This is a genomic window from Bdellovibrio sp. (assembly GCF_047637665.1).
Taxonomy (GTDB): domain Bacteria; phylum Bdellovibrionota; class Bdellovibrionia; order Bdellovibrionales; family Bdellovibrionaceae; genus Bdellovibrio.
On the sequence record NZ_JBLJBT010000024.1, the window covers coordinates 43,418 to 65,809 of the forward strand.

Annotated in this window: 25 protein-coding genes; 20 read left to right on the plus strand and 5 right to left on the minus strand. The window is 43.1% G+C overall.

The features are described 5' to 3' along the window. The first annotated feature begins 3 nt into the window (after positions 1-3). The 6 genes from ACM64D_RS07720 to ACM64D_RS07745 all read left to right on the plus strand — a co-directional run bounded on the left by ACM64D_RS07720 (position 4) and on the right by ACM64D_RS07745 (position 5,431). Positions 4-2,205: a heavy metal translocating P-type ATPase gene (locus tag ACM64D_RS07720; RefSeq protein WP_415062622.1), complete on the plus strand. Its 2,202-nt coding sequence runs from the start codon at positions 4-6 to the stop codon at positions 2,203-2,205. Between the two features lie 15 nt (positions 2,206-2,220). Then, positions 2,221-2,580 (plus strand): hypothetical protein, encoded by a 360-nt coding sequence (locus ACM64D_RS07725; RefSeq protein ID WP_415062623.1) that lies wholly within the window; start codon positions 2,221-2,223, stop codon positions 2,578-2,580. A 40-nt stretch (positions 2,581-2,620) separates the two neighbouring features. Beyond that, positions 2,621-3,427, plus strand: coding sequence for a murein L,D-transpeptidase catalytic domain family protein (locus ACM64D_RS07730; RefSeq protein ID WP_415062624.1), 807 nt, complete (start codon positions 2,621-2,623; stop codon positions 3,425-3,427). Positions 3,428-3,452: 25 nt separating this feature from the next. Next, positions 3,453-4,250 (plus strand): L,D-transpeptidase, encoded by a 798-nt coding sequence (locus tag ACM64D_RS07735; RefSeq protein ID WP_415062625.1) that lies wholly within the window; start codon positions 3,453-3,455, stop codon positions 4,248-4,250. Between the two features lie 22 nt (positions 4,251-4,272). Next, complete coding sequence (locus ACM64D_RS07740; protein ID WP_415062626.1) at positions 4,273-4,845, plus strand: hypothetical protein; 573 nt, start codon at positions 4,273-4,275, stop codon at positions 4,843-4,845. A gap of 136 nt (positions 4,846-4,981) precedes the next feature. Next, a complete protein-coding gene (locus tag ACM64D_RS07745) occupies positions 4,982-5,431 on the plus strand; it encodes a DUF3703 domain-containing protein (RefSeq protein WP_415062627.1) in 450 nt (149 codons plus the stop codon). A gap of 135 nt (positions 5,432-5,566) precedes the next feature. Here ACM64D_RS07745 and ACM64D_RS07750 read toward each other — a convergent pair whose 3' ends face one another. From ACM64D_RS07750 to ACM64D_RS07770, 5 genes are read right to left on the minus strand one after another with little or no spacing between them, the layout of a single operon-like run. Continuing rightward, complete coding sequence (locus ACM64D_RS07750) at positions 5,567-6,925, minus strand: sigma-54-dependent transcriptional regulator (RefSeq protein ID WP_415062628.1); 1,359 nt, start codon at positions 6,923-6,925, stop codon at positions 5,567-5,569. Continuing rightward, a complete protein-coding gene (locus tag ACM64D_RS07755) occupies positions 6,922-8,307 on the minus strand; it encodes a sensor histidine kinase (protein ID WP_415062629.1) in 1,386 nt (461 codons plus the stop codon). The genes ACM64D_RS07750 and ACM64D_RS07755 overlap by 4 nt, the downstream gene beginning before the upstream one ends. Further along, positions 8,304-9,797, minus strand: a complete 1,494-nt coding sequence (locus ACM64D_RS07760; RefSeq protein WP_415062630.1) for an ABC transporter substrate-binding protein — start codon at positions 9,795-9,797, stop codon at positions 8,304-8,306. Before ACM64D_RS07760 ends, ACM64D_RS07755 begins: the two co-directional genes overlap by 4 nt. Continuing rightward, positions 9,733-10,017: a hypothetical protein gene (locus tag ACM64D_RS07765; RefSeq protein ID WP_415062631.1), complete on the minus strand. Its 285-nt coding sequence runs from the start codon at positions 10,015-10,017 to the stop codon at positions 9,733-9,735. Before ACM64D_RS07765 ends, ACM64D_RS07760 begins: the two co-directional genes overlap by 65 nt. 13 nt (positions 10,018-10,030) lie before the next feature. Beyond that, positions 10,031-10,999: a YcaO-like family protein gene (locus ACM64D_RS07770; protein WP_415062632.1), complete on the minus strand. Its 969-nt coding sequence runs from the start codon at positions 10,997-10,999 to the stop codon at positions 10,031-10,033. A gap of 534 nt (positions 11,000-11,533) precedes the next feature. On the opposite strand from ACM64D_RS07770, the gene ACM64D_RS07775 reads away from it, so the two are divergent. From ACM64D_RS07775 to ACM64D_RS07840, 14 genes are read left to right on the plus strand one after another with little or no spacing between them, the layout of a single operon-like run. Further along, entirely contained in the window at positions 11,534-11,761 is a 228-nt protein-coding gene (locus ACM64D_RS07775; RefSeq protein WP_415062633.1) for a hypothetical protein, read from the plus strand. After that, positions 11,761-12,024: a hypothetical protein gene (locus ACM64D_RS07780; RefSeq protein ID WP_415062634.1), complete on the plus strand. Its 264-nt coding sequence runs from the start codon at positions 11,761-11,763 to the stop codon at positions 12,022-12,024. Before ACM64D_RS07775 ends, ACM64D_RS07780 begins: the two co-directional genes overlap by 1 nt. Positions 12,025-12,053: 29 nt before the next feature. Continuing rightward, positions 12,054-12,452 carry a hypothetical protein gene (locus ACM64D_RS07785; RefSeq protein WP_415062635.1) on the plus strand — a complete coding sequence of 133 codons (399 nt, stop codon included), beginning with the start codon at positions 12,054-12,056 and terminating at the stop codon, positions 12,450-12,452. After that, a complete protein-coding gene (locus ACM64D_RS07790) occupies positions 12,439-12,753 on the plus strand; it encodes a TrbC/VirB2 family protein (protein WP_415062636.1) in 315 nt (104 codons plus the stop codon). The genes ACM64D_RS07785 and ACM64D_RS07790 overlap by 14 nt, the downstream gene beginning before the upstream one ends. Positions 12,754-12,755: 2 nt before the next feature. Then, positions 12,756-13,085 (plus strand): hypothetical protein, encoded by a 330-nt coding sequence (locus ACM64D_RS07795; RefSeq protein WP_415062637.1) that lies wholly within the window; start codon positions 12,756-12,758, stop codon positions 13,083-13,085. Then, positions 13,078-15,543, plus strand: a complete 2,466-nt coding sequence (locus ACM64D_RS07800) for an ATP-binding protein (protein ID WP_415062638.1) — start codon at positions 13,078-13,080, stop codon at positions 15,541-15,543. Before ACM64D_RS07795 ends, ACM64D_RS07800 begins: the two co-directional genes overlap by 8 nt. Further along, a complete protein-coding gene (locus ACM64D_RS07805) occupies positions 15,540-16,241 on the plus strand; it encodes a hypothetical protein (protein WP_415062639.1) in 702 nt (233 codons plus the stop codon). The genes ACM64D_RS07800 and ACM64D_RS07805 overlap by 4 nt, the downstream gene beginning before the upstream one ends. Then, on the plus strand, positions 16,241-17,083 hold the full coding sequence (locus tag ACM64D_RS07810; RefSeq protein WP_415062640.1) for a hypothetical protein: 843 nt from the start codon (positions 16,241-16,243) through the stop codon (positions 17,081-17,083). The genes ACM64D_RS07805 and ACM64D_RS07810 overlap by 1 nt, the downstream gene beginning before the upstream one ends. A gap of 17 nt (positions 17,084-17,100) precedes the next feature. Next, positions 17,101-17,688, plus strand: a complete 588-nt coding sequence (locus ACM64D_RS07815) for a hypothetical protein (protein ID WP_415062641.1) — start codon at positions 17,101-17,103, stop codon at positions 17,686-17,688. Next, complete coding sequence (locus ACM64D_RS07820; protein WP_415062642.1) at positions 17,685-18,386, plus strand: TrbG/VirB9 family P-type conjugative transfer protein; 702 nt, start codon at positions 17,685-17,687, stop codon at positions 18,384-18,386. The genes ACM64D_RS07815 and ACM64D_RS07820 overlap by 4 nt, the downstream gene beginning before the upstream one ends. Further along, positions 18,377-19,324 carry a TrbI/VirB10 family protein gene (locus ACM64D_RS07825; protein WP_415062643.1) on the plus strand — a complete coding sequence of 316 codons (948 nt, stop codon included), beginning with the start codon at positions 18,377-18,379 and terminating at the stop codon, positions 19,322-19,324. The genes ACM64D_RS07820 and ACM64D_RS07825 overlap by 10 nt, the downstream gene beginning before the upstream one ends. Beyond that, positions 19,305-20,918 (plus strand): type IV secretory system conjugative DNA transfer family protein, encoded by a 1,614-nt coding sequence (locus ACM64D_RS07830; RefSeq protein WP_415062644.1) that lies wholly within the window; start codon positions 19,305-19,307, stop codon positions 20,916-20,918. The genes ACM64D_RS07825 and ACM64D_RS07830 overlap by 20 nt, the downstream gene beginning before the upstream one ends. Next, positions 20,915-21,205: a hypothetical protein gene (locus tag ACM64D_RS07835; RefSeq protein ID WP_415062645.1), complete on the plus strand. Its 291-nt coding sequence runs from the start codon at positions 20,915-20,917 to the stop codon at positions 21,203-21,205. Before ACM64D_RS07830 ends, ACM64D_RS07835 begins: the two co-directional genes overlap by 4 nt. Beyond that, the gene (locus ACM64D_RS07840; RefSeq protein ID WP_415062646.1) at positions 21,205-22,008 is read left to right on the plus strand and encodes a hypothetical protein; all 804 of its coding nucleotides are present in this window, start codon (positions 21,205-21,207) and stop codon (positions 22,006-22,008) included. Before ACM64D_RS07835 ends, ACM64D_RS07840 begins: the two co-directional genes overlap by 1 nt. Positions 22,009-22,392: the final 384 nt, after the last annotated feature.

Genomic DNA, 22,392 nt, shown 5'->3' on the forward strand with positions numbered 1-22,392 from the left:
TTTATGGAAAAAAATCATCAGCATGATTGTTGTGGCCATAGTCACGAAGGTTCAACAGAAAGTATCTTTGTTAGTGAAGGGGACGTTCCGAGAAATGGAAAGTCCACTACATTTAAAGTCAGAGGCATGGACTGTGCTGACGAAGTGGCTGCCATCCAGCAGTCGCTTAAAAAAGATGGCATCTACAAGATTCAAGCAAACTTGATGTCGTCAACGGTACAGGTCTGGCATGAGGAGACCTTTAGTGGGGATTTACTTAAGAAGTTGATAAACGCGTCCGGGGTGAAAGTTGTGGAAGGAGATGGCTCTCAAAAAGCCATCTCGACGTCCCGAATTTGGCTGGTGGTGATATCTGGAGTCTTTTGTGCTGCAGCGTTTGTAGGGCAGTTGTTGGGAGTGGAGCAAAAAATTGTATTAGCTCTGCTTGCTCTGATTTCAGTTGTTGCGGGCGGAGTGTTAATCTTTCCTAAAGCTCTTCGTGCAATCCGAAAATTCAGACTTGATATGAATGTATTGATGACCGTAGCGGTTGTAGGTGCATTCTATCTTCAAGACTACGTCGAAGGTGCGACCGTGGTATTTCTTTTTGCTCTCTCGGAATTGCTAGAAGCTTTTAGTGTCGTTAGAGCTAGAAAAGCCATTCAGGAAGTTCTCAATTTGAGCCCTAAATTGGCATTACTAAAGCAGGCTGATGGTTCTAATAGAGAAGTGTCTGTTGAGGATTTAAATACGAATGATGTGGTCATTGTTCGTGCGGGTGATATTTTCCCTACGGATGGATTTATTTCAACGGGTGCAACCGATGTCAATCAAGCTCCACTGACAGGAGAGTCAACTCCGGTTAAGAAGAATGAGGGTGACGTCGTGTATGGAGGTACCGTCAATTTGACTGGTGTTGTGGAAATCAAAGTCGGTACGGCCTTTAAAGACTCAAAAGTGTCACAAATTATTAGAATGGTTGAAGAGGCTCAAAAGAGTAAAGCTCCATCTCAGAAGTTTGTTGATCAGTTTGCTAGTATCTATACACCAGCGGTATTTGTTCTTGCAATCTTAGTAGGAGTCTTGCCGCCGTTGATTATGGGAGCTGGTTGGGATGAATGGATTTATAAGGCATTGGTGTTATTAGTAATTGCATGTCCTTGTGCTTTGGTTATTTCCACTCCGGTATCGATAGTATCAGGGTTGACTGCGATGGCACGAAGAGGCGTTCTTATTAAAGGCGGGGTTTTTTTAGAAACCTTGGGCAAGTTAAAGGCCTTGGCCGTTGATAAAACAGGTACAATCACCGAAGGTGTTCCTCAGGTTGTTTCTCTAAAGCTGTGGGGAAATAAACCGGAAGCGGAAGTGATTAAAGTCGCAGCTTCCATAGAAGGCCTATCAACTCACCCTCTGGCTCAAGCGGTAGTCAGATACGCGAGTGAAAAAGGAATCACACTTGAAGGTGTCTCATCGACTCAGAATGTTCATGGTAAAGGAATATATGCGAGCTTAGCTGGGCATGAATATTTTTTGGGTAACCATAAATTCACTCATGAGATAAAAGTCTGTAGTCCCGCTTTAGAAAGTTATCTGGAGAGCTTAGAGGAGCAAGCTTTGTCCGTCATTGTTCTTGGGCATAAGCCACATGCTGATTGCGAAGGTGAAGTTCTGGGTGTTTTTGGAGTTGGCGATAAAGTTCGCAGCAACGCTAAAAATGCGGTTGAGCAAATTCACGCAGCTGGTTGCAAGACCGTTGTGATGCTCAGTGGTGACAATAAAAAAACTGTTGAGGCAATTTCAAGACAGGTAGGCATAGATGAATCCTACGGTGAGCTTTTGCCCGATGGAAAGGTCGCACATATCAAAGAACTCGTTTCCAAGCATAAGTATGTTGGAATGATCGGGGATGGGATTAATGATGCTCCAGCACTTGCGCAAGCATCTATCGGTATTGCGATGGGTGCTGTTGGAACTGATGCTGCAATTGAAACGGCTGATGTTGCATTAATGAAAGATGACCTTTTACAAGTCGCGACGGCAATTCGATTGGGCAGGCGCTCTTTAGGTATTATTCGCTTTAATATTATTTTTGCGCTCTTGCTTAAGGCCATATTTCTTGGCTTAGCTCTTTTTGGAATTTCGAGTATGTGGATGGCAATTGCAGCAGATACAGGTGCCACACTCATTGTAGTTTTCAATGCATTAAGATTATTAAAAATTGATTAGAAGAAAGGAAGAGTTATGAGCTTCATTCAAGGAAGTATGCTTTGTTTAATTTGTGGCTTATTGATGTCGGGTTGTGCTTCAGTCGTTCCCTATAAAGAAACCAACGTAACTTCACTGGGAATTCAGGTAGCTATCGGCGAAAAAGACAACGTTCATGTGAATGACAAAATAGTGCTTCTGGAACGTAAGTGTAGGGAAACCCCTAAAGCTCCAATTTGTGGTCTTGTTGAGGTTGGAAAATTGACGGTAAAGGAAGTTCACGAAACATATTCGCTGGTGGTTCCCGATGCGCAGTTAATTTTTAAAGAAGGCCAGTATTTTAAGTTTGCTGTCCATTGTGAAAACGAAAATGAGGCATGTAGGTCAGAAAAATAGGTCGTTGGAGTAAATCGACCGCTGTGGCGATGGATGTATTATGAGAAAAAGTATTTTTATACCAACAATAGTAGCGGTGCTAATTCATGTGTCGACGGGCGTGGCTGGTTCCATGTTTGAGCGCCGGACTGTCGATGGGAGAAGACTTTACGACGTGCTAATGTCTGAGCGCGTTCCAGGTTATGCTTTGGATCTTATATTCCGAATGTTTGACTACAACGAAGGTCGCATTACTAATACTAGTTTTGCCGTTTTGATTGATTATGGAAAACCGTCAACTGAGAAAAGATTGGGTCTTTTAAACTTCAAGACTGGCAAAGTTGAGTGGTTTTACGTGGCTCATGGAATTCGAACCGGAGTTGTCGAATCGAGAAGATTCTCCAATGTGTTAAATTCGTGGAAAAGTTCACTTGGATTTTATTACGCGAAAGATACCTACATTAGCCCGAAAAATGGACTTTCCATGTATCTTCATGGAGTTGATCTGTCGAATGATAAATCTAAAGAACGTAACATTGTACTTCATGGTGCGAGGTACGTTAGCTCAGAGTTTATCTTAGCAAATGGAAGGCTCGGTTGGAGTGAGGGATGTCCCGCTGTTGGAATGAAAGAGTCTGAATATCTGATTAAAATTCTTCAAAACGGCAGCATTCTGTTCGCATATCATCCAGCTTTAATGGTAGCGGCTAGGCAAACCCCAGATGAGCAATCTCTTGGTGGTGAAGAGATTATTCCTCCCGGCGCGAACTTAGATAGAACACCTGGTGAGGGTGGAGCGGAGCCGCCCTCGGGCCCAGTTCCGGATGTTTTTGGTCCGAGGCCACTATTGGATAATCTCTATTATTAATATATAGGAAAATTTGAGGAACGTTATGAGTGTCAAAAAAATTGGCATCTTTTTTATGATCTTATCATTTGCTGAAATCTCATCAGCTTCTATGTGGGGTAAGATCAAGAATGCGATCAATAATTGTAAGTATAGCCAGGAAGAATATATGGAGGCGGTCAAAACCGAAATGTCTCGCACCGACCACCTGCCAGAATATTTTTCGGGTGCTTTCAGTGATAGTGATTTTAAGGGTAAGCCTTGGATTAATGACTTCAGATATGTAATTGTCGTTAATAAATCATCAGTAGGACCGTCAGCGCAAACCATGCGTGTATATGAGAATGGTAGACTCATCCGCCGTGTTAAAGTTTCAACTGGACGTGAGGGCTTTGAATTACGCCGTAAAAAGCCAGTTTGTACGGGGGCTCCGTTCCAGTCATATTGGTCGCAAACGCCTACAGGTTTTTATACGCCGAAGTTTCTTTCGAGATATCACGTTTCTAGCTCTTGGGATGCCGATATGCCATTTGCTATTTTTTACGACGTAGAAAATGGTTTGGCTTTGCATCAGGTGAGCCCAAAATATGAAAATTTACTTGGGCGTCGAGCATCAGGAGGTTGTACGCGCCAAGACTCAGTAACGGCTGAAGAAATGTTTAATCGAGTTGCTGTTACAGAGGGGGCAACAATTCCTATGATTGATGTCAGCGGGAATCCTGTTTTAACTGATTCCGGTGCTGTTCGCTATATCAACAAGCAAATAGTGCAAAATCAAGAGACTGGTGAATTAGTGCGATATAGCACTTACAGTGCCTTGATCATTGTCGAAGATGTAAATTAAAAGCCGAAAAATTGGAGGGGCTATGAGAACGTTAATATTTTCAGTTTTACTTTTTATTGGTTCAAATGCGCATGCATTAGGTGACTTGAAATCTATTTTTGATGCGCTAAAAGACAAGCCTGTTAACTATGAGCCTACAGGGCAGATATGTGAACAGGTTGCGCGTCTCAAATATGCGGAAGTATATGATCCTTCTCAATTCGATTTAAATGTCGGAGTTGAGTATAAAGTGAGCGGTACGACAATTGGCGAACTTGATCTTGTGATCACTAATAAATCAAATCATCAGGTTGCATTGGTAGGCGAGGTTAAATGCTGGAGAAATGTTCAAGGCGCCTTAAATAAAGCTCATAAGCAGAGAGCAAGATTTATTTCGACTCTCCAGAGCCAAGGAAATAGAATAGTTTTCTTAGCTAAAGAAGGAGCGCCGTTTAAAGCAGCTCAGTTTGTTAATCCTAAATATGTTGCGATTTCAACTTTGGGTACTGTCAGCAGCGGATTCGATACTGAAATCGAATATTCATTGGACGAAATGTTGCAACTTCGAGAAAGCCTAATGCGATGTCAGGCTGAAGGAAAGTGCCCAACGGAGTAGTAAAGAAAAACTTGCGTTCATAGAGAACTAGTCAGGGTTATACGGAAATTGATTCGGTCAGAGTAATGGGTAGTCTCTATGAATCGCATGCTACCCCCTTATATAGGGGTAGCTAAATAGATTTTTGGGGGATGGCTTGAGCTTATCTCAAATAAATTATGTACATAAGTTAATAGTAAGATCTTTAGAGGAATCGGACAAAGCCAACTTTAATATCGCATGGATGCTAATGGAAGAAGCACATATATTTTCTCAGCCCTTTGCGGGAGTTCATTTTTACGTTCATTTGAGGATGTTGTTTCTTAGTATTCGAGTTCGCAATTATAAAGAGATTTTCGGACAAACAGTACGATTGCTGGTTGCTGTGCCGAGTTCTTTTTTTCGCGTGTATCCTGTTGGAAATACCGGACGAAGTAGTTTAGGTATTTTTTCATCACTGCCTTTATCTGGCCGAATTATTGCGAAGATGCAGCAGTTAGAGAAAATGGAAGTACTAAGGATTGAAAACGGTGGTGAAGTTAAAAAATATGTTCGTATGCATCCAATAGTAAGAGAAAAATTGAAACTGAAAGCGCGACCAAGGTGATCTGCATCCAATCTCAGTTATATAAAGAAGAAAAAAGGAAAAGATAAGAAATTGAAATGAACCACGCAGGGCCTTCTCAAGGCCTTCTCAAGGCCGCTCACTGTATTATCTGCTCCGTCGTTTTAACAGAGTGAATTACAAGTTCCATTTTTTTATAAAATACTGAAGTCCATTTTGTGCGATATTCAACTTGCGAGCTGCTTCAGCCCTTGATGGTGCTGCTCGCAATATTTCGGAGATATGAGATTTTTTCAGCGCTTCAAGGTGAGCATCAATTTCATCTAAAGTAATTGGCTTAGCATGTTGCGGCTTAAAAAATATCGAATCAAGATCTTCCTTCCTAACAACGCTAGATTCAGCACAAAGCAGGTGCCGCTCGACAGTTGATCTTAACTCCCGTACATTACCCGGCCAATGATATGTACGGAACAGCTCCAAGCACGAGCGATTGAATGAGCGGTTGAAGTGATTCCTTTCGCAGACCTCGTTCGTGAATTGAGCAACCAAAGGCTCAATATCTTCTGGACGATCTCTTAATGGAGTGGTTTCTAGCGTGAGGTTAAAAAGACGGTAGTATAGATCCTCGCGAAACGTGCCGGCTTCTACCATTTTTTTAAGGTCTTTGTGTGTGGCCGCGATTATACGAACATCAACGGACCGAGTCTTGTTGGCTCCAATTGGTGTTATTTCTCTTTCTTGTAGAACGCGCAGTAGCTTTACTTGCAATTCATACGGCATATCGCCGATTTCGTCTAAGAATAGGGTTCCTTTATCAGCAAGTTCAAACTTGCCAACTTGGTTTTCGGTTGCCCCAGTGAAGGCACCTTTTCTATGGCCAAAAAGTGATGAGTCAAGAAGTTGAGGCGATTCGGCGGCGATATTGATAGCTACAAAGCGGTCTTTTGGTCTGCCACTGAATTTGTGGAGTGCCTTGGCTACGAGTTCCTTACCTGTCCCACTCTCCCCAAGGATCATCGTTGTGGCGCTTGCAGGGGCGATTTTACGTATGTCCTTGCACAGCTGATGCAGGATATCTGAACTCCCTATCATTCCTGTTTCTTGAATGAACTGCATTTTCTCATCGACTGGTAAGTCCTCAGAGTCAATGGTTCTGTAGAGCTGATCATATTTTGCACATCTGTTTGCAATTTCGGCCAGTAGGATATCATTGTCAGAGTTCTTGTCGAGGAAGTCTGTCGCACCGGCCAAGAAGTTTGCTCTCATAGCTTCTTTAGTATCATCGAGGGTAAAGGCGAGCACTTGTTGGGTTGGTTTAATTTTCTTTATTTCCTGGATGACTTCAGAGCCAAGCATTTTAGGCATATGGTAGTCCATAAGGATCAGTGAAAAATCTTTCTTGGAGTGCCTTACAATTTTAATTGCTTCGGGGCCGCCGCTGGCAAGAGTGACGTCATATCCAACAGATGCAAGAAGGTCTTTAGTAGCATCTAAATTTTCCCTGTCATCGTCCACGAGAAGGATGCGGTAGTTCATATCGAAACCTTTGTTGCTTTAGGAAATGAAATCTCAAAGGTTGTTCCGAGGTTTAGAGTGGAGTTAAAATGAATTTGCCCACTATATTCTTCGCAAAGTTGTTTTACGACGAAAAGACCTAAGCCAGTGCCCTTATTGATTTTGGTGGTAAAATCAGGATCAAATATTTTGGACTTGATTTCTTCATCTATGCCACAGCCTTCATCTGCTATGACCAAATAGACTCGCTGATTCGTAGAGAATGATTTGACCTTAATTTTTGAATTCTCAGCGGAGGCGTGAAAGCTATTTAGAAGCAAATTTTCCGCAATTCGTCCAACAATACTCGAGGGTACATTTACATAACAATCTGGAGTAAGGTCCATTTCAAAAGATATTCCTTTGCTGATGGCATCGGCATCCTGTCCAACTTCATTTGCAATAGCCAAAATCTCATGAGAAATATCAATTGGGGCTAGAGTTGGTGATTCTTCGCCTATGTTCTTTTTATATAAAGACTTTAGCTGCTCTGCATACCCGGACAGTCTCTTAAGATTTGCATTTAGATTTGAAAATAGATCTGCATCGTGACTCTGCATTGAAGGGCTTTGCATTTGTAGAACGCCCAATAATCTTTTAATTCTTGAGACGGGATTTAAAATGTCATGACCTACTGATCTCAGGGTGTGTAAAGAACCTTGGTCCCTGGCCTCTTTTTCAAGTAACGAGATTTCCACATTCAGTCCGGCCAATGAAGAAGCAATGGGTTCTATTTCGGCAAAAGGCGCATGGTTGAAGAGGGTTGAGTCCTTTGGGTCTTTGGAAAGTTGGGTAGCCCAGGTCTCCATCGTGGAACTTACAAGTTGGACTGACTTTATAAATTGGAGATAAAGGCTAAAGGCCAAAAGCAGCATTCCTATAAAGATTGCGAACGAAACATAGAAAATGATGGCCCAATGGACAGTTGGTTTTTTTTCGATATGAAGATACCCCCACAAGTTGTTTTTTTCACTGTCGAAATAAATCGGGAGGTCGACGGTAAGCATGCCACGGAAAATATTGCGACAAATTCCGTTAGCGTTGTCGCAGGTGTTGAACTTCCTTTCTCTCAGATCACCGATCCAGAGCTGTTTTTTGTTATCTAAAAATATAAATGTCTCGGAGGAATCAATTCTAAATTCTCGGTTAAGCTGAAGTTCGACGGAACGAACATCTCCAGAGAGAATGTCCGTGCGATAAGAAGCGATTGAAGAACTCGCCATGGATAAAATCTCTCTCTCTGAATCTTTAAAAAATAAAAGTGCAAACAGTGCTGCGGAAATGGTAACAGTCGCCAATGCGAATCCTGCAGTCCATTTCCAAGCAGTTTTTTTTGTCTGACTCAAGAGGGAAATTGTTTTCACTGAACTCTTACCTTAGAGAAAAGGACGGTTTCATCGGTGTTAGGAACTTGTGAAAGGTCAATTCCAGGTTTTGCAATGGCAAGACTTGAAAAGTGAAATAGTGGTAGAACGTGCCCAGCTTCTTGCGCCTTTAGAACGATCTCCTTCATTTTGATAGCTCTATCTTTGGAGGTCGGAAGACCACGAGCTGTCCGAAGTTGAGCTGAGAAGTCATTTGGGGAATCCGCCGAGGGAATAAAGGCCGGCTCGCGCTCGATAAAGAATGACATGGCTCCCTCGAAATTTGGGTCTGCTACGGCGATTCCGGTTGCCAAAAGGTCATAGTTTCCGAGTTTCATCCTGTCATTTAGGGATGATAGGGGGACAATCTCAACCTCAGGCTTGTTGTTTGTTATCTTGGCAATCGCAGAGCCTATTTTCTCCTTGAGAGAAGCTGCGTAGGTGGTTGAAGGTATAATGATTTTAAGGGCACCCAATTTTGGTAGAGAATCCGGAACGGACATTTTAGGAGATGTCGTAGACCAGAGTTCATATCCTCGCGGAAAAAATTGTTCTGCACGGGAGTATCCCGACATTCCAGACATCATTTGGTCATAATCAATCTTTGCCGCAAGTCCTTTTAGTATATTCGCGCCGTTCTTTTTTAAGAACGTTTTGCTCGGGTATAAGCTAAAGACTTTATCAAGTGATCTTTGCCACGTTTTAAATCCTGCTTTTTCAAGATTTTGGAGAGTTGACGTTTGCATCAGGGAACTTCCCGAAACAAGATTAGCCCAGTCGTCTTTTTGAAAATGTTCAACAAGGTCGGTGTCTTTGGGAATGTGACGAACTACTACTTCCTGAGGCATGTTTTCATTGTAAGAGTACCAGCGAGTATTTGCTTTTAAAACAACTTCACTGTTGGTCTGTTTTGAAACTGAAAATGGTCCGGAAGTTTTAGATAGATCAATTTTTCCATCTTTAACGGCAAGCAGGCTGTACATGGGTTCAGTCAGTTTTAGAAGAATTCCGCTCTTTTGAATATCTGTGGTTGTGGTAATTTTTAAAGTAGTGGAGTCTGGAGTTGAAATGGATTCAATAGTTTCAAATAATGCCTTTAAGTCGTTGGGATAAGATCGTCTGGCGCGCTCTAGCGAAAGCTTGAAATGCTCCGCTAAAATAGGAGTACCATCAGACCATGCCAGATTTTTTCTTAACTTAAATTGAATTGTCTTAGGTGGAATGATTTCCCACTTTTCAGCAAGGGCCGACGTGATCTGTCGCTCTTGATCGAAGGTTACTAGAGGCGATGCTAAGGCAACAGAAAGCTCGAGATCAGCCATAGATAAAATATGGGCGGGATCAATGTCGTTAGGAAAATTCATGTAGGTTCTTACGGATTTCATTGGTGTCGATATTCTTTCTTTGTTTGCAGCACAGACCTGATTACATGCTAACGCAACTAGGCTCGCCAAGAAGAGGTAAAAATACCTTATTTTCATCGAGAACATAAATGACTCCGTTTCTATCAATAGCAATAACCTTGGCCTTCGCCGCAATTTCTGGATTGTTCTTAAGAAATTTCACAACGGCTTTGTGAACCACGGCTCTTTGTTCAATGGGAAGATCTTCGATGAGCGTTAAGTCATTAGCAGTGGTATTTGCGTGGGCTTGAGTTGTTGCCGCCGATGCCAAGACAAATAAAGTGGCTTTAATAAGCTGTTTTTTCATTTGTTATTCCCCTTTAGCCCACGAAGTGCGGGTTGAGATTACAATTATTTTTAAAGTTGTTATTTTTGCCCCAATAAATGGGTCGATACTTGTCGCTTCTTACGCGTGAGACATAAAGGTCGCCGACTTGATAGAGGTGAATCTGCATTTCAGCAAGATCTAGCGCCGAGAATGTGGCGACGTGATTTTTCCATATTTTTATAATCTGAGATTCATTGGCCTCAATAATCTGAATACAAGAAGGAATGGGTTCTGAATAAGCATACGCGAGGGAGTGACTTCCCGGGGATGTTGGCTTGCTGAAGTCCTGCAAATGAAGTGCTGTGACTTCTGAGAAGCTATCTAACCGAAGGGCGGCATGTGCTGCTCTCATGCACTCAGTCGTTGCTGATAGTATTGCGCTGCTCAAGTCCACCCCTGAAGCGTGCCCTGATACGAAATTGAGCTTGTCGTTAAATAGAAGAGCAGAGACACAGGCGCCATTCCTATTTGAACTTACAAGAATACGAAGTGTGGAAAATTCTTGGGCCTTATTATTCATGGAATTCCAAGACACAACTTCTAAAGGCCAAAGAGAAGTTGGTATCTCATAAAATTGTCCGCTGGTTTCCCAAGAGGTCAAAGCCACATCACGTTCAGTTAACTCCATAATGGCAGACTGTACAGCCAGAGCTGGGGAGATGTGACAAGCCCAGCCGTTGCTGGATTCAGGCTTTCCTGTCTTTAATGCAAAGTATTTTTGGACGGCTCTTTCCGTAGCTTCAGATATGGCCTTGGCTATAGCTAGTTGCTCGGGTCCTTCGCCGAATCCTTGGGTTCTAACTTGCCCATAGCGAATGGTTGCGCTCAAGGAAGTGCAGTTTGGAATAGCATAACCTTGAGGGCGCGTTATCTTTTCGATTGCAATAAGATGAGGCTTCTCGATTGGAAGATCGAGAGAAAGTGTATTGTGCTGAATGCTTTCCTCTACTAGGTCATTCATTGCTTCGTCCTTTGCTACAATTAGTAGACACGTACCTAAAAGCAAATACAGGGCCATATATTTTCGCCCATGAAACAGGCATATCACACGCCAGCTTCGTTATAAGAGGGTATTTGAATAAACACTGTAAAAATTACTTCAAAATATTTGAAAGAACCCAGCAGTCACATGGCACCAAGAAGTCATAAGTATCTGCTGATGTTAAGTTTTTCTGGTTTTCTCGAGATTTCAAAAAATTTGAAACTTCTTTGAAGAAAAGCCATTTCAAAAAAATTGAAAGTTGTCGAAATTATTTGAAGAGCCTAAGTGCCTGAAAATATTCATGTCCTTTTTTTAACTTTCAAAAAGTTTGAAACATTTTGAACTCATCTAAACTCCTTCGAGCAATAAAATCTCAATATTTCCAGACACATGATCAATTTGGGGTCTATCTGGCATGCCTTTGCAATTTAGGTCGACAGGAGGTCGTTGAAAATCTCCGACGTGGAAGCACACAGAGTTGTTTCTGCGGTCACCTATTACAAAGGAGGGAAAATGGGAAATCCAGTATCCGCTACAGATCATGCTTCCTCAGAACATGGTCAGACAAATCCAATAAATAAGAATCGCCGATCAACAGGGTTGGGGAAATTTACTCAAACCATTCGGGGCTACTTTCATACTTCTGAGCTTACTCGTGAAGATTGGGAAAGACTTGAGAGTAAGAAACAGATTGCTCATGGCGATCGTCACCAGTCCGTCGATCATACGAGGGTTCATTAATGTCTCGAACCTTCAAAGATCGTAAAGAGAAACGGTCTAAACGAAGAAAACTGCATGAACCACTTTGGACTAAAAGCTTTGAGCGAACTCACTATGAGGGTGATGGCGACAACGAAGAGCTAGAATTGTGCCCCGAGTGTAACAGCCCGACTGACTTTCAAAGTGGATTTATGACTTGTCCAGAATGTGGGTGGGGAAACTACTTCCCGGCCAATGGACTTCGAGAGGAGGACGAGGACCTTGAATATCAATCAGCATCTTAAACATAAAAAAATACAAGGGGGTGTGTCTTATGAATAGTGAAGGTAATGTCATTCCGATAAGGAAGGCTGACCGGTTTTTCTTGGTTCGTGGAACCATGGGGCCTAATGATGAACTTGTCGAATACGAAAAAGTCGGTATTGCATACTTAAAGCCAGGGGCAAAGACCTTCCGAGTGAAGCTTTGGATGTTTCCCACCAATCAGTACTTTCTCACTAGGGAAAATGAAAGCACATCCAACTATGTCATTTTGTCTCTTGAAGAATTCCAATCGCAATCTCAAGAAGTAAAGACGAGCTGGCAAAAAGTAGGTTCAGGTGAGTTTGTAGGCCTTCATATTAAGATGAAGTTTCACCTGCTAACTGAAGAGATCTATCTTTGTCTTTTTCCTAATGAAGAGCAGACAGAGGAGTTCTATGCGGCAGGCTAAGGTTCTTCTATCGGAAGGAAGTAAAGCGACCCTTGGGTGCGCGCTGCTATTGCTCTTAACGTTCTCATTAGTGCCGCTTCTGGCGCAAGCAAGTGTGGAGTCATCTCTTTTGGGAGTACAAACCAAACTTACTAGAGTGATCTTACCTGTCTTGTCAGTGATCGGAATTGCATTGGCGGGATTGTCCTTTATTACAGGGAACGAAAACGCAAAAAAGCACATTATATACGCGATCATCGGCACCGCGATTGGTTTTGGGGCTCAGTCTATCGCGGATTTGATTTCCCAAACGGTGAGGTAGCGGTGGGAGATAATAAAGAACTACTGACTTCCAATGTCCCAAGAACATTAGAGACAAAAAGCAAGATCATGGGCTTTGAGCTTTCAGATGTACTTTTTCTTTTATTAAACTTGTCCATTCAAAACCTGATCTTTGGCGGAACTTCGATGAAGATTCCGATGGTCTTTGGGACAAGCCTAGTGCTTGGGCTGATGCTGTTCTTTTTCAAAAGAGGAAAGCCAGACAACTATATCCAGCATTACTTCGAACATCTTCTTTCGCCGATTGTTCGCCCCGCCAATGCTTCGGATGAAACTTACAAACCCTTGTTGAAAGGAGGTACTAATGAATAATACAGCTTTGTGCGAATCCTTGCCTTATTGGGAGTTTGAATGTGGATTTACAGCTCATATGATCTTATGGGATGGGTCCTTAGCAAGTGGCGTAGAAATCTTGCCTCAGGATATTGAGTGCTTCGATGCAGATAGGATCAACCATCTTACCTTAAATCTCAGAGCCTTTATTAATTCATTACCGGAGAAAATGACGGCGCAGATTTATCTGAAGGTAGAAACTGAGTTCGGAGATATGCTTGAGCAGCACAAAGGTCTTTCCTCAACGGAGATTCCGTTTCTTAAAGAGCTAGATGCCGGACGAGTTGGAAAACTCGCAGAACAGATAGCGCGAGAAGAAGTTTTTAGACCGCGAATGTTTCTTTTTCTAAAGACCGAGCCACCTGAAAAACCAGCCTCTTTGTCCTTAAAAAAGACTCAGAAGTTTGCAGTCACTTATGGCAATGACTTTGTAAGTGCTTTACAGGGACTCTCCCAGGCTTTGGAAAGTTCAAGAGCGGTCCTGGGTTCTGCGGGTTTTGCGTCGCAGGCTCTTTCTAAAGAAGAGATGGTCTCTTTAATTTATAAACATCTGAATCCAATGAGATCAAGGGAGGTCGCTCATCCAACGATTACGGATAGACCTGACTCTTTAGAAAACGAATCTCCGCGAAATCAGTTGGTTTTTGGGGATTTGATTTTGGACCAAGAGGATTTTGTACTAGATCGAACTCTGACCCGAGTGCTGACTTTAAAAACTCTGCCTGAAGTGACCTATGCGGGAATGATGAGCTTATTCCTTAATATGGGTTTTAAGTATGAGCTGGTATTTTCCTTTTACATCCCGGATCAGGCTAAAGAGGTGAGGGCTTTGGAGCAAAAGCGCCGTATGGCCCATTCTCTGACAAGTCAGAACAATGGAAGAGTGAGTGATCTTGAAGGGGAATCCCGACTCCAACAAACGACAGATCTTATTCGTGAAATTATCGACACAGGGCAAAGGGTCTTTGTGGCGGAGCTTGTTATCATTCTTCGCGACGACAATACCAAAGCAGGTCGTGAATCCTTGAATCTTCGTACGAAAGAGGTTCTTTCTCGTTTTCGCAAAATGAGCGGTGCTGAAGGTGTTCAAGAAACCGTCGGCGCATGGAAGATTTTTTCGAATGAAATGATCGGAAGCCCTTTAAATCTGATTCGCGGCAAAAAAATGAAATCCAACAATCTTGCAGACTTCCTACCACTCTACGGTGGAAATTTCGGTGACTTGCGTCCTATGATTCTGACACACGCGAAGACGGGCTCTCTGTTTGCGATGGACCCATATGATTCAAGGCTTACCAATTACAATATGCTGGTCACTGGCTCAAGCGGTACGGGCAAAAGCTTCATGAATAATTTCTTGATGCTTCAACAGATCGCCCGAGGAGTAAAGCTCTTCATCATTGATATCGGAGGAAGTTATAAGAAGCTTACCGAGTTAATGGGAGGACAGTATTTCGAAATCAATCTTTCGGAAGATTATGCTCTCAATCCCTTTGCGCAGAATGATCCGAGCATTCCCCTATCAGCGGAGAAAGTTAAGGCCTTGGTCAATATCATTGAGCAGATGATTGTCGATGAAGGTGAAAAGCTCAGTCGGTTTGATCGGGTCCTGATTGAAGAGGCTCTGACCGATGTATTTGAAGTTGTCAGAAAAAAGACGCCCGGTAGATCGCCGCAGATTTCGGATTTTGCAAAGCATTGTGAAAAGTCGAAAGAAGAATCGCTCAAGAGAGTGGCAAAGCTTCTCTACCCGTGGATCGGGGACTCTGCCTATGGAAAACTCATTGATCGTCAGGGGCAGATTAGAGCGGACAGTCCCGTTGTGGCTTTTGATTTAAAAGGACTTTCTCAATATCCCGATCTTCAGTCTGTCATGACTTTGATTCTAACGAATTTCATTTTAGATCAAGTCGAGCAGAACAAAGGTGTATCGAAGCGAGTCCTTTTGGATGAAGCGTGGGAATTATTAAAAAGTAAAGCTGCTAGCTCCTTCATGGAGTATGCAGCGAGGACTTTGAGAAAGACGGGATCAGGTATCACTTTTATCACACAAGGTGTTGAGGAAATTGTTCAAAGTTCCATCGGGTCGGCCATTCTCAACAATACGGCGACAAAGCTCATTCTTATGCAGCAAGGAGATACGAAGGTTCTTAAGGAGACGTTGCGTTTGAACAGTCAGGAAACGCACTTGGTGGAAACGCTTGAAAGGAAGAAAGGTGTTTTCAGTGAAGCTTTCTTAATGAAAGGGGACAGTCGGCAGGTTCTAAGAATTATGCCTTCGCCGCTGGAGTATTGGATCGCGACAAGTGATGCGGCAGATAATGTCTTTTTGCAAAGCCTTATGAAGGAAGGCCTTGATTTGAAGGGCGCAATCTTACGAGCAGCAAAGGAAGCTCCTCTTGGCGTGGAGGCGATGAATCTAAGGATGTCGACATGAGAAAGAAGATTTTTGTTGGGATCTTTTCAATTGCGATGACGCTAGCACCTATTTCCGCAAGAGCAGACCTTTTCGGCGGTGACGTGGTGGTCTTAACGCAAATTCTTGTGCAGACAATTCAGACCGTTCTTCAACTTAAAGCAATTCTCTCCAACGGACAGGATTCTCTGAATTTGATGAGGGATATAAACGCTGGTGTGAGATCCGGTCTTGATGTGATTCGCATTATAAATCCCAAATTCAATCCTGGGGTCTATGGAGATTTAAATAATGCAGATGCCGTCTTAAGGGCCATTCAAGATGTTTATGGAACTGTCCCGAAGGGTATGGATCAGGATCTCATGAATTCTCAAGATCAGAGTGTGGCTGAGGTGATTTCCATGAACAGGAATCTCTACGACTATGCGGATGAGGTGGACCGCGAGCGAGAGAGGATCTTGTACCATGCTCAAGTAGTCAGTCCTCAGGGAGCGGGGAAGCTGCAAAATCAAGCTTTAGGGGTTCTAATTGGCGTGACGACCCAGCTTTTAAGAACTCAAAGTCAGATGCTGAAGCTTCTCGCGCAAAACATGGCTATGGATAATCGCAAAGAGAAACTTCAGACCAAGGAGTTTCAGGAGAACTATAAAAGCTTGTCGGATGGCTTTAAGGATCTACCACGAGATACGGAGCTGCCTCGATTAAAAGGAGGTGGTTAATGATTCCAAATATGGATGCGTTGGGGTCTTTGATTCGTGACTTACACCAAATGCTGTCGGGTCTCTTTTATATGGCCTTACCTGTGGCAATTCTTTTATCAGTGACGTTAGGGTTTTTTAAGACCGGAAGTCCTGACTACGTGGACACGCTACGAAGAGCTCTGATTGCAGCATTGTTGTTGGCCTCATTCCCAGAGATTTCGAATGCCATTTTAGATGTCTGTGATGGTGTGGCAAACAAGATTGACTCAATGTCGGGTCTTGAAACTTTCATGAGGATGGCAGAAGAGAAGTCGCGGGGTTATGCAGGGGCGAGCAACGTCTTGTTGCTTAAGTTCAACGATCTTTTTATTGCGGTCTTAAGCTTTGCAAGTTTTGTGATTTTGTATGTTGCACGATATCTGACGATTGCTTTGTACTATTTCTTCTGGATGTTGTTGTCGGTACTCTCTCCGATCCTGATTCTTTGCTATATGTTCCCGGCCACAGCCGGAGTCACAAAGAATCTATATCGAGGACTTATTGAAGTCGCCTCTTGGAAAATCGTTTGGGCAGTTCAGTCAGCAATGCTCTCGGCCTTGGCACTTGGGAATATCTATAAAACAGAAGGATCTTATCTGACGCTCACGATTTTGAATTTTGTGATCGCAATAGGTCTTTTGTTCACACCCATGCTTGTAAAATCGTTAGTAGGTGAAGGCATTCAGAGTGCGGCATCGGCTCTCGGTCCCGCTGCTGCGGCTTCAATGATCGCACTGCCGACCAGGATCGTCAAAGTCTCGAATGTATCTAGAGAATTTCTTTCCGGCAGTACCAAATACATTGGTTCAAAATTTAAATAATAAAGGAGGTGTCATATATGGATTCTAAATCACTAAATATTAGAAGTTATCCAAAACTCATTCAGGAATTTGCGAATGAGAATTTCAATCTCAAGGCCCTATGTGGAGCTTTGCTTGGGTTGATGTTTATTTTACTTATTCTTGTTGTCTACCTCGTTAAAAAAGGCCCGGACGTCATTGCGCTTGATGCAAACGGACAGATTGCCAAGGTTGAAACAAGGATCACTGATGTTCAGGTACGAGAAGCTGCGGAGAATTATATTTCTTATCGCTATCAATGGAACTCAGAAACGATCAGTTCGCAGCTTAAAAAGGCGGAGTTGTTTATTGATCCAATTTTAGTCACGGCTTATCGGAAGTCTATGCTCGATGTACAGAAATTCGTAAAGGAAAAGAAGGTGAAGCAGAAGGTCTACCCTTACGACGTGAAGGTGGATTTTAAGGAAAAGAAAATTACTGTTATTGCCGACCGGATCACTGAGTTTGACAACTTAAAAGCCGCAACGGCGATGAGGCTCGTCTTGAGTTTTGGCATCGGTGATCGGACTTCTATCAATCCTTGGGGAGTCTATATTAACAAAGAAGCTGAAGGAGCTGCTGAATGAAGATAAGTTTTTTGATTTATGTGGCAGCTTTGTTTTTGGCGCAAGTTTCATTTGCTAATGTCAAAACCGTGACGCCAAAGGGTGATGAGATCTTAGAAGTAAAGACGGCTCTAGGGATAGCGACGATCATTCAAATTCCTGACACTATTCAGTCCGCAATTATTGGCGATCAGTCTGCCTATCGAATTGAGTATGTGGATAAGGCAGTGACGATCAAGCCTTTGAGATATGGAGCAAAGACCAACCTTTACCTTTTCACTCAAAAGAAGAGATATAATCTGCGTCTTGAGACGGTTCCGCAGGATCGGGCATTTTATATTATTTATGTGAAGGATCAAGAGATCGGCGGAAGTCTAAACTGGAAGCCCATCAATAAAACGGTGGTTGGCAAGACTGCCACTTTAAAAATTGTGCGGATCGGAACTACAAAGGATGGTTTTTTACTCCTAGATCTTGAGGTCACGCCGAAGGGGATTTTATCAGTTGAAGCTTCTGATTTCTGGTTAAGACAGGCAACCGTCTCAAGACCTATCAACAGTCTTTTTCTTTCTCGCTCAAGCGTTCAGAAAGGACAGGTGGCCTATGTCGGTATGTCTATTCAAAAATCAGAACTTGCAAATCGCAATTTGAATGTTGATTTCGAGAGCAAAGATGAAAGTTTGCGAATCGAATTGGCGAAGGAGCTTTTATGGAAGTAAAGGTCCTTCAGTTTTCGATTTTTCTTGCCACTGTGAAAGAGCGTATCAAAGGGTTGTTTGTTAAGAAAATTTCTTTTAGTCAGAAAACGGAGCTTAAGATTTCATCCTTTAAATGGATGGGGCTTATCTTTGTTCTCGTCTTCGTATGCGTAGTTCTTTTGATGCCTGATGAAGTTCCGATTCAGTTCTCCGAAAAGATGGACCAGGAAAAGGTTCAGTCAGGTGACCCGACGGAGCAAATCGAAAAGAAATCTGCAACTAGTTCAAGTCTGCTTTGGGCAACTCCTAAGAGGGAGTTTTCAAGGAGTGGCTATGCTGCGGAAGTGAATCATAATACTTCGATGATGATTGGCTCTTCTGGTGGCAATGCGAAAACCCAACTTCGTTCTGGGACAAGGCTTCCTCTTCGGATTTTGGATAAAGTCATAGTGTCGCAAGACTCAGTGCCAGTTCTTGCTGAGTCGCTTTTAGACGGAGCAACCGATTCAGGTCTAAGACTTCCTGCGGGAACAAAATTCTATGGCGAAGCTACGTACACAAAAGGGACTGATCGGGCGAGTATCGTTTTTAAGCAGATTTCTTTGCCGAACGGTCAAATAAAAGGACTTGCAGCAAAGGCTTTGGGCAAAGACGGCCAACCAGGAATTGAAGGGCGCGTGTATTCGGACGGTGTGAAAAATACTGCCGGACAAGTTTTAACAACCTTTGTGGGAGGACTTGCTGCGGGGAGTATTCAGACAGATATCTTTGGTCGATCCAAGGGAGGGCTTGAAAATGGTCTTCTGAATGCTGTCGCAGAAACGGCCAGGGGCAAAGCTCAAAGTTACGGTGAGAATCTAAAAGCAGAACGAGAATGGATTGAAATCCGTTCAGGCGCAGAGTGTGATGCCTTGTTGTCTGAGTCCATGGACCTTCAATATGGCGGTAGAAATGAATAATGGTGGCGACAAAGATCAGTATGCGATTTTTGTTTTGACCATACTACTTACGGCCTTAGCTTTGCATAACATGGCGCCAGTGGTTGTCGCTGCTATCATTAAATACAAATACGTCACGTCCTTTGCGATCTCTGCTTTGACCGTCTTATTTTTTTGGAAAATCAAAGAGAGACTTATTAAGGCCTCGAAGAAAAGAGAAATTGAAACTCGTCTTCATAGAAAGACCACTGACGATAGTATTTTTCTGGGAACGGCGAAAACCGAGGCTCCAGTTTATATTCCATTGAATTCAAGACGGATGCACGCACAGGTGGTGGGAACTACCAACGCGGGTAAGACGGAGTCAGTTATTTTGCCTTGGGCGATTGACGACATCAAGAATGGTCGCGGCTTGATCTTGATCGACGGGAAATCCGACAGGGGTCTTTTGGGCAAACTCTATGCTTATTCTGCGAAACATAATCGTTCCAAGGATTTTCGTTTGTTGTCTTTAGTAAATCCCGAGTTGAGTTCAAGCATAAATCCTTTACTCGGTGGATCTCCAGATGAAGTGACGGAAAGGATCTTCGCTGCATTCACCTTTGAGGATGAGTATTACAAGAGTCTTCAGTATGAGGTTTTAAAGCAGACGCTACATCTATTTGAAAAAGCTGCTGTCATTCCGACTTTTAACAAGCTGATTCAAGTTATGACAAATCCGGCGATCATGCAAATGCTGTCCAGTAAAACCAAAGACAAGATGTTGGTTGCTTGGGTAGAGCGATTTATTGCCCTTACAAAAGAAGAGCGAGAGAAGCGAACAAGTGGTCTTTTGAATCAGTTGGGTCATTTCACTTCTGGAGAAACATCATTGCTCTTTAATGCCGACGACCCTCAGATTGATATTGAAAAAGCGATGAAGGAGGGACTGATTGTCTATTTCCAGCTTCCGGTTCTTAAAACTCCGACATTAGGTAAGGCGACAGCCAAACTTATTCTGCAATGTATCCAGAGCGCCGTTTCAAGCCGTCACTTGGACGAAAATAAGAATGTTCCGTTCTTCGGAGTGTATCTCGATGACTTTACGGAGTATCTGATTCCGAGTTTTGTCAGTCTCTTGAATAAATCAAGGAGTGCGAATGTAGGTGTAACTTTTGCTCATCAGGCCCAGGGAGATCTTGGCGCTTTGGGTGAGGAAGTCAAAAACACTATCCAGACAAACTCAAACGTCAAAGTCTTTATGAGAACAAACGAGCCGGAGACGGCAGAATACTTTTCTCGCCTAATTGGAACCAAGCAAGGTTTGAAGAAAACGGAAAGACAGAAGAAAGGTCTTTGGGGGCAGGAGCGAACGGGTGATGAGTCGGTACGCGATGTTGAAGAGTTTGTCTATCACCCGAACCTTTTTAAACGCGAACTTGGAACGGGCGATGCGGTTGTTGTGGTTCCTTTCGCCGATGGAAATTTGGCAACTCAACTCAAGTTCGAAATGCAACCTGACCTGAAGCCAATCAAGCTTCCTCAAATTGCTAAATCACCATCGTCTTATGTGGAGATAAAATCATCAAATAATCAGAACCATATTAGAGGTTCTACAGAAAGGGGGGCTGCATGAGATATTTCTTATTATTATTTGTGTTGGTGCTGTCAAGCTGTGCCACCAAACCAGTTTGTTTAAATAGCAACGAAGGGTTCAGATCAGTTCTTGATCCAGAACGAAACTGCTCTGTCAGGATTAGGCAGGTCATTGTCGGAAGTGACTTGGATTTGCCGAAGTCATTGTCGTTTAGGTCATCCGAAACTCAATGGACCTATCGTTGGGTGGAAAGTGATTTTAAAGATGGAGCTTTAGAATTGGGTCATTTTGTTTTAGTTCCTGTTGGAAAAGGAACTTCTAACTAATGGATAATCGGGAAGTGCAGAATGCCAGTCTTCGCCTGGCTAAGAAATTTGGTTTTGTCCCGAGATCAGTTGTTTGGGATTTCATTTCCCCAGTAGGTCGCACGGCAAGATATAAGCATTGGCGTCTTCTTCAAAGCTCACCACTTTTTAGCCCATACATCCTTGGAAGTGGCTTTCCCGAATACTTGATTCTAAGCAAAGTGGGAAGAAAGTATGTCGGCGAGGAGGCGGTCACAGAGGTTCCGACGGTCTACTTAGCTCATGATGAAATCGTCATGCGTTTCTATTTGCATCTTCAAAAGATGGAAATCATGGAACAAGCTTGGTCTGAAAATGAACTCAAGATGGATCGAGTGCTGGCAATTAAGGGACTTGGCGATGGAGTTATTGGAAAGCTTCCGGATCTGCTGTTTGACTTAAAAATGGAAAAATCCTTCCTCCGATGCGCTCTGGAAGTTGAGAGAACAAGGAAGTCACTGGGCCGCTATCAGACCATGAGGCGCTCATATCAGAGAGCGGCTCATGTGGACTTGATTATCTTTGGTATCGCCGACGAAAAGATTGAGGCGGTTATAAGAAAGGAAATTTCTGAAGCGGGGCTTAATGCTTTCGGCAAGGAGGTTGGATTTTTTGATCTTGAAGATTTTGAAGAGCATAAATTTCGAGCGACATTAAGAATTGCAGGTAAGGAATTGTCTTTAGAGAACTTTTTCATATCTCTAACAAAGACAATTCCAGAAAGCGCGGATTCAGCGCGACACGGAGTTCGTGCGGAGTCGGAAGATGGAAGAGAGGCTGCATGATCCTAAATGCGGGAAATGATAAAACAAAGCTCAGGGGCCACCCACCACCATCCCCCTCCTGCGGTTCGTGACCACTCCCTCCCTACGAGAGAAAGTGGTCACGAAACGGGGGATGGTGGTGGGTGGAAGTAGATGGGTGGTGTGGTAGAGGGGATAGTAAATTAGGGGAGATTCAAAACAATAGAACAAGAAATAAGAAGAGGCAGGTCGAAGGCAATGAGGGGTAGAAAGAGAGATCTAGGTCGGCGAGGTAGTAGGGAATTGAAGGTAATAAATGGAACGACCTGCTTCTTCTTATTTCTGATCAAATGAATGAAGGATGTCGCGAGTACGCACCATCCAGCGAGGTTAAGAATCGCGCGGCGATTCTTTCAATTTTTTTCT

Coding starts and splice junctions, on each gene's coding strand:
- ACM64D_RS07765 (WP_415062631.1), bottom strand. CDS start 10,017: ATGAAAAAACAGCTTATTAAAGCCACTTTATTTGTCTTGGCATCGGCG.
- ACM64D_RS07760 (WP_415062630.1), bottom strand. CDS start 9,797: ATGTTCTCGATGAAAATAAGGTATTTTTACCTCTTCTTGGCGAGCCTA.
- ACM64D_RS07750 (WP_415062628.1), bottom strand. CDS start 6,925: ATGAACTACCGCATCCTTCTCGTGGACGATGACAGGGAAAATTTAGAT.
- ACM64D_RS07790 (WP_415062636.1), top strand. CDS start 12,439: ATGCGGCAGGCTAAGGTTCTTCTATCGGAAGGAAGTAAAGCGACCCTT.
- ACM64D_RS07785 (WP_415062635.1), top strand. CDS start 12,054: ATGAATAGTGAAGGTAATGTCATTCCGATAAGGAAGGCTGACCGGTTT.
- ACM64D_RS07800 (WP_415062638.1), top strand. CDS start 13,078: ATGAATAATACAGCTTTGTGCGAATCCTTGCCTTATTGGGAGTTTGAA.
- ACM64D_RS07835 (WP_415062645.1), top strand. CDS start 20,915: ATGAGATATTTCTTATTATTATTTGTGTTGGTGCTGTCAAGCTGTGCC.
- ACM64D_RS07780 (WP_415062634.1), top strand. CDS start 11,761: ATGTCTCGAACCTTCAAAGATCGTAAAGAGAAACGGTCTAAACGAAGA.
- ACM64D_RS07770 (WP_415062632.1), bottom strand. CDS start 10,999: ATGAATGACCTAGTAGAGGAAAGCATTCAGCACAATACACTTTCTCTC.
- ACM64D_RS07775 (WP_415062633.1), top strand. CDS start 11,534: ATGGGAAATCCAGTATCCGCTACAGATCATGCTTCCTCAGAACATGGT.
- ACM64D_RS07735 (WP_415062625.1), top strand. CDS start 3,453: ATGAGTGTCAAAAAAATTGGCATCTTTTTTATGATCTTATCATTTGCT.
- ACM64D_RS07805 (WP_415062639.1), top strand. CDS start 15,540: ATGAGAAAGAAGATTTTTGTTGGGATCTTTTCAATTGCGATGACGCTA.
- ACM64D_RS07825 (WP_415062643.1), top strand. CDS start 18,377: ATGGAAGTAAAGGTCCTTCAGTTTTCGATTTTTCTTGCCACTGTGAAA.
- ACM64D_RS07820 (WP_415062642.1), top strand. CDS start 17,685: ATGAAGATAAGTTTTTTGATTTATGTGGCAGCTTTGTTTTTGGCGCAA.
- ACM64D_RS07815 (WP_415062641.1), top strand. CDS start 17,101: ATGGATTCTAAATCACTAAATATTAGAAGTTATCCAAAACTCATTCAG.
- ACM64D_RS07830 (WP_415062644.1), top strand. CDS start 19,305: ATGGCGGTAGAAATGAATAATGGTGGCGACAAAGATCAGTATGCGATT.
- ACM64D_RS07720 (WP_415062622.1), top strand. CDS start 4: ATGGAAAAAAATCATCAGCATGATTGTTGTGGCCATAGTCACGAAGGT.
- ACM64D_RS07725 (WP_415062623.1), top strand. CDS start 2,221: ATGAGCTTCATTCAAGGAAGTATGCTTTGTTTAATTTGTGGCTTATTG.
- ACM64D_RS07840 (WP_415062646.1), top strand. CDS start 21,205: ATGGATAATCGGGAAGTGCAGAATGCCAGTCTTCGCCTGGCTAAGAAA.
- ACM64D_RS07730 (WP_415062624.1), top strand. CDS start 2,621: ATGAGAAAAAGTATTTTTATACCAACAATAGTAGCGGTGCTAATTCAT.
- ACM64D_RS07810 (WP_415062640.1), top strand. CDS start 16,241: ATGATTCCAAATATGGATGCGTTGGGGTCTTTGATTCGTGACTTACAC.
- ACM64D_RS07740 (WP_415062626.1), top strand. CDS start 4,273: ATGAGAACGTTAATATTTTCAGTTTTACTTTTTATTGGTTCAAATGCG.